Raw genomic sequence first — 5,005 nt, forward strand, 5'->3', positions numbered from 1 at the left:
CCGCGTCGCCGTCGGACGCGCCGGCGCCGGAGGCCCGGGCCCTCGAGCCCGAGGAGCTCGTCGCCCAGGGCGAGGAGCTGAGCGCCCGCCTCCAGCGCGCCCTGGAGGCCGCCGGCGCCCTGCCCGACGCGCCGGTCGCCGTCTTCGCCGACAGCGAGCGGTACGACCACTCCTGGAGCACGGTGCTGCCCGTGCGCACCCCGGCGGGGCACGTCGTCGACGTCGTCTTCGTCACCCAGGCGCCCGGGCCCGCGCCCGTCGCCGCGCCGGGCGCACCGGCGCCGGCCCACGTGGAGCCCGAGCTCGTCGACTGCGCCGCCCCGGCAGCGGTCGCCGCCTACGCCGAGTGCTCCACCGAGGCGCTTCCGGACGGCTCGCGCCTGACGACCACCACCGAGCCGCCCGACCCGCAGGGCCCCGGCTCGCAGCCGCGGTGGCGCCAGACCCAGCTGGTGGGACCGGCGGGCGAGGTCGTCCTGCTCCGCAACCTCGGCGGCCTGGGCGTGGAGGACGACGGCCTCAGCGCCGAGCAGCAGCGGAGCATCGCCACCGACCCCGCCCTGCGGCTGCCGCTGGGCGGCGCTCCCGCCGCGGGGCCCTGAGGCTCACGCCGCGGCGGTCGCCTCCAGCAGCGCCAGGTGGCGCTCGACGATCGGCAGCGCCTCGGCGACGGTCACCGCGCGGCCCAGCTCGGCGCTGAGCGAGGTCACCCCGGCGTCGGGGATGCCGCACGGCACGATGCCGCCGAAGGCGCCCAGGTCGCAGTCGCAGTTGAGGGCGAAGCCGTGCATCGTCACGCCCTGCGCGACCCGGATGCCGATCGCGGCGACCTTGCGCTCGGGGCGCGCGCCGAGCCCGGGCGGGTCTGCGGGCGCCCAGACGCCGCTGCGGCCCTCCACCCGGCCGGCGTCCACGCCCAGGTCGGCGCACACGGCCAGCAGCACGTCCTCGAGCCGGCGGACGTAGCGCACGACGTCGACGGGGTCGGGCAGGCGCACGATCGGGTAGCCGACCAGCTGCCCCGGCCCGTGCCAGGTGATCTTCCCGCCGCGGTCGACGTCGACCACCGGCGTCCCGTCGACCGGGCGCTCGTGCGCGCTCGTGCGCTTGCCCGCCGTGTACGTCGGGGGGTGCTCGAGCAGCAGGACGGTGTCGGGCCGGCGCCCGGCCACGACGTCGGCGTGCACCGAGCGCTGCAGCTCCCAGGCCTCCCGGTAGTCGACCGGCTCCGGGCAGAACCCCACGTGCTCGACGTCCACGGCTCCAGCGTAGGAGCACCCGCGCCGTCCCGGTGGCAGGGTGGGGCGGGTGAGCGCGCTGCGGGTGGGCCTGGTCGGGTACGGCAGCGCGGGGCGCGGCATCCACGCCCCGCTGCTCGCGGAGGCCGGGCTGGAGGTGGCCGTCGTGGCCACCCGCGACCCGGGGCGCGTCGAGGCGGCCCGCCAGGACCTGCCGTCGGCGCAGGTGGTCGACGACCTCGAGGCCGTGCTGGGCACCGGCCCGGACCTGGTGGTCCTGGCCTCGCCGACCGGCGCCCACGCCGAGCAGGCCGTCGCCTGCCTGCGCGCCGGGGTGCCCGTGGTGGTGGACAAGCCGCTGTCGGTCGACGCCGCCTCGGCCGCCGCGGTCGTGCGCGCCGCTCGCGCGACCGGCGTCCCGCTCACCGTCTTCCAGAACCGCCGCTGGGACGCCGAGCAGCTCACCCTCGCCCGGCTGCTGCGCGAGCAGGCGCTGGGGGAGGTCTTCCGGTTCGAGCGCCGCTGGGAGCGCTGGCGGCCGGTGCCCAAGGAGCGGTGGCGCGAGAACGCCCCCGCCGCGCAGGGCGGCGGGCTGCTGCTCGACCTCGGCGCCCACCTCGTGGACTCCGCGGTGCAGCTGTTCGGGCCGGTCACGTCGGTGCACGCCGAGCTCGCGGCGCGCACCACCCCGGCCGAGGACGACGTGTTCCTCTCCTGCACGCACGCCCGCGGGGTGCGCAGCCACCTGTCGGCGACGTCGCTGGCCGGGGCGCCGGGGCCGCGAACCCGGGTGCTGGGCACCCGCGGGGCGTACGTGGTGACGAGCTTCGAGGCGGAGGAGACCGCCTTCGCCGACCTCGCCGACGCCGACGACGCGCACACCGGGTGGGTCGTCGCGGGCGAGCGGCGCACGCCCGTGGCGCGCGAGCCCGGCGAGCACGCCGACCTCTACCGCGCCGTCGCGGCCGCGCTCGCCGGCGGCGGCGGTCAGGCCGCGATGCCGGTGCAGCCCGAGGACGCCGTCCACGTGCTCGCGGTGCTGGACGCCGGCCGGGCCAGCGCCGCCCGCGGCACGAGCGTCGCGGTGGCCGGCGAGCCGGGCTGAGGAGCACCTAGCGCAGCAGGCGGGGCTCCAGCCGCTCCTCGACCGCCGCGCCCCCGCCGCCGCGCTCGACGACGTACGCGCCCTTGCCGGGCACCTCGGTGACGGCCTCGAGCAGGTGCGTGCCGTCGGGGCCGCCGTAGACCAGCCCGACGCCGTCGTCGGTGCAGTGCGTGCGCGGCAGCGTGCCGTCGGCGACGAGGGCCTGCACCAGCGGGCGCCGCTCGGCCTCGGAGTCGTAGTGCACGCCGTTGCCGTAGGGCAGCATCGCCAGCCCGTTCGTCACCGGGCGCAGGCGCGGGCCGAAGGAGTCCGTCGTCCCGCCCACGTGCCAGCACAGCGATCCGGCGCTGACCCCGCCGAGCACGACGCCCGCGCGCCAGACCCGCGGGAAGACCTCGTCCAGGCCGTGCACCCGCCAGACCGCGAGCAGGTTGGCGACCGACCCGCCGCCCACCCAGACCACGTCGGCGTCCAGGAGCAGCCCCTCGACGTCGTCGACCGACGGCATGGTGAAGAGGTTGAGGTGGCGCAGGTCGAAGCCGGCGAGCACGGCGGCCTCGTCGAGGTCGGCGTGCCAGGAGCGCTGGTCGCCCGACGCGGTGCCCAGGTGCACGACCTTCGGGCGGCGCGCGGTGCCGGACAGCTCCACGGCGTGGTGCACGAGCGGCGCGAACTCGACCCGCGCGCGGGTGCCGGGGCGGAGGCCGCCGGACGTCGCGAGGATGGTCGGCTGGTCAGCGGGCAACGACGGCTCCTGCGGTCCGCGGGGGGGAGGGGTGGCCGAGGGCGGCCAGGACGGCGTCCGCGGCCCGCCGGCCGGAGACGAGCGCGCCCTGCTGGCTGGCGGTGTCGCGGTGGTCGCCCGCGACGAAGAGCCGCTCGCCCAGGGCCACCGGTCGCCGGGCGCGCAGCGGCGGCGGCACCGCGGGCAGGGCCTGGGGCAGCGCGTGGACCGCGACGAGGTCCCAGGCGGTGCTCTCGGTGCCGTAGACGTCCCACAGCTGGCGCACGACCTCGGCCTCGGTCGCCGCGTCGCCCCGGTCACCGAGCACGGTGGTGGCCACGAGGTGCCTGCCCGGCGGGGCGTACGTCGGGGCGACGGCGCTGAGCACGGCGCTGTTGACCACCGGCCCCCGCCGGTCGGCGTCCACGTGCAGCAGGCGGGCCCGCGAGCGCGGCGCCGGCGGGGCGTCGGCGGCGTGCCAGAAGGTGGTCAGGGCGCGCAGGGGCGGCACCGGAAGGCCGGGCAGCAGGTCGGCGGCGGTGGCGGGGTCGGTGGCGACCACGACGGCCTCGGCGGCCACCTCGCCCTCGGGGGTGTCCAGGCGCACCCGGCCGGCGCCGTCGCGCACCGCGCGCACCGGGGCCCCGAGGCGCACCGCGCCGAGCGGCAGCGCCGAGGCCAGCTGCACCGGCAGCGCGCCGACCCCGGCGGCCGGCACGGCCGGCGTCCCGCGCACGAACGAGCGCACCACGAGCCGGGCGAAGCTCGCGGACGTCGAGCCCTCCTCCTCGGCGAGGACGCCGGCCAGGAACGGCGTCACGACCGAGCGGCGCAGCCGGCCGCCGACGCCGGCCCGGTCGAGCGCCGCCGACAGCGCCTCGTCGGCGCCGTCCCGGATGCCGCGGACGTCGCCGTAGGCGCTGCCCAGCGCCCAGCGCACGAAGGCCGCCTTCTCGCGCAGCGACCCGACCGGGGCCAGCAGCGACTCCAGCGCCGCGGACGGGACGCGGCGGGGGTCGGCCACGCGGTAGCGGTGCCCGCCGCGCGCCACGGCGACGCCGGCGGCGAAGGGCCGCAGGCGCAGGGCGTCGAGGTCGGCCACCGCGGCCAGGGCCGGGTAGGCGGGGTTGAGCAGCTGGAAGCCGCGGTCGACCTGGAACCCGTCGACGACGTCGGTGCGCACCCGGCCCCCGACGGCGTCCGAGGCCTCCAGGACGGTCGCCGGCACCCCGGCCGCGGACAGCCTCAGCGCGCACGCGAGCCCCGCCAGCCCGGCGCCGATGACGACCACCCCGCCGCGCTCCACGCCCGCGACGCTACCGGCGCCTGTGGACAGCCGCTCCGCGAGGGGGCCGGGTGCGGGCAGGCTGGCCGGCGTGACGATGCCGCTGGTCCCGGGCTACCGCGTCCACCGGCTGCTGGGCGCCGGTGGCAGCGGCCGGGTGTGGGCGGCCACCGCTCCGGACGGCAGCGACGTCGCCCTCAAGGTCGTGCCCGGCGCCACGGCGGCGTCCCTGGCGGTCGAGGTCGGGGTGCTGCGGGGCCTGGAGCACCCGCACGTCGTGCGGCTGCGGTCGGTGGTCGCCACGTCGGCGGGCCCCGCTCTGGTGCTCGACCGCGCCCACGGGGGCGGCCTGGCCGCGCTGGTCGCCGCCCGCGGGCGCCTGGAGGCCGGCGAGGTGGTCACGGTGCTCAGCGCGCTCGCGGGCGCGATGGCCGAGCTGCACGCCCGGGGGCTGGTGCACGGCGACGTCACCCCGGCCAACGTCCTGCTCGCCGGTGACGGGCGACCGCTGCTGGCCGACTGGGGGCTGTCGTCGGTGGTCGGCCTGGGCGCCGCTGCTGTCGTTCCCGCGTCCGGGGAGCTCGGCGGGCCACCGGTGGTGCGGGGGCGGCGCGCTGCCCGGCCGGCCCTCGTGCCGGGGACGCCGGGCTTCG

The 5,005-nt window shown here is 79.1% G+C and carries 5 protein-coding genes and 1 pseudogene; 3 read left to right on the plus strand and 3 right to left on the minus strand.

Going from position 1 to position 5,005, the window contains the following annotated elements; translation table 11 throughout:
* A pseudogene (locus tag AC5FZL_RS15380) lies at nucleotides 1-602 on the plus strand (hypothetical protein); the annotation flags it as partial.
* A 3-nt stretch (nucleotides 603-605) separates the two neighbouring features.
* Here the strand turns inward: AC5FZL_RS15380 and lipB are convergent.
* A complete protein-coding gene (gene lipB / locus AC5FZL_RS15385; protein WP_493619758.1) occupies nucleotides 606-1,259 on the minus strand; it encodes a lipoyl(octanoyl) transferase LipB in 654 nt (217 codons plus the stop codon).
* A gap of 49 nt (nucleotides 1,260-1,308) precedes the next feature.
* On the opposite strand from lipB, the gene AC5FZL_RS15390 reads away from it, so the two are divergent.
* Nucleotides 1,309-2,343 (plus strand): Gfo/Idh/MocA family protein, encoded by a 1,035-nt coding sequence (locus AC5FZL_RS15390; protein WP_493619759.1) that lies wholly within the window; start codon nucleotides 1,309-1,311, stop codon nucleotides 2,341-2,343.
* 7 nt (nucleotides 2,344-2,350) lie between these two features.
* Here the strand turns inward: AC5FZL_RS15390 and AC5FZL_RS15395 are convergent, their stop codons facing one another.
* Nucleotides 2,351-3,088 carry a Type 1 glutamine amidotransferase-like domain-containing protein gene (locus AC5FZL_RS15395; protein WP_493619760.1) on the minus strand — a complete coding sequence of 246 codons (738 nt, stop codon included), beginning with the start codon at nucleotides 3,086-3,088 and terminating at the stop codon, nucleotides 2,351-2,353.
* Nucleotides 3,078-4,373 carry an NAD(P)/FAD-dependent oxidoreductase gene (locus tag AC5FZL_RS15400; protein ID WP_493619761.1) on the minus strand — a complete coding sequence of 432 codons (1,296 nt, stop codon included), beginning with the start codon at nucleotides 4,371-4,373 and terminating at the stop codon, nucleotides 3,078-3,080. Before AC5FZL_RS15400 ends, AC5FZL_RS15395 begins: the two co-directional genes overlap by 11 nt.
* A 76-nt stretch (nucleotides 4,374-4,449) precedes the next feature.
* Between AC5FZL_RS15400 and AC5FZL_RS15405 the strand changes: the two genes are divergently transcribed.
* The coding region (locus tag AC5FZL_RS15405) for a protein kinase domain-containing protein (RefSeq protein ID WP_493619762.1) at nucleotides 4,450-5,005 on the plus strand (556 nt) is incomplete at its 3' end.

The organism is Quadrisphaera sp. DVD1, assembly GCF_058932755.1.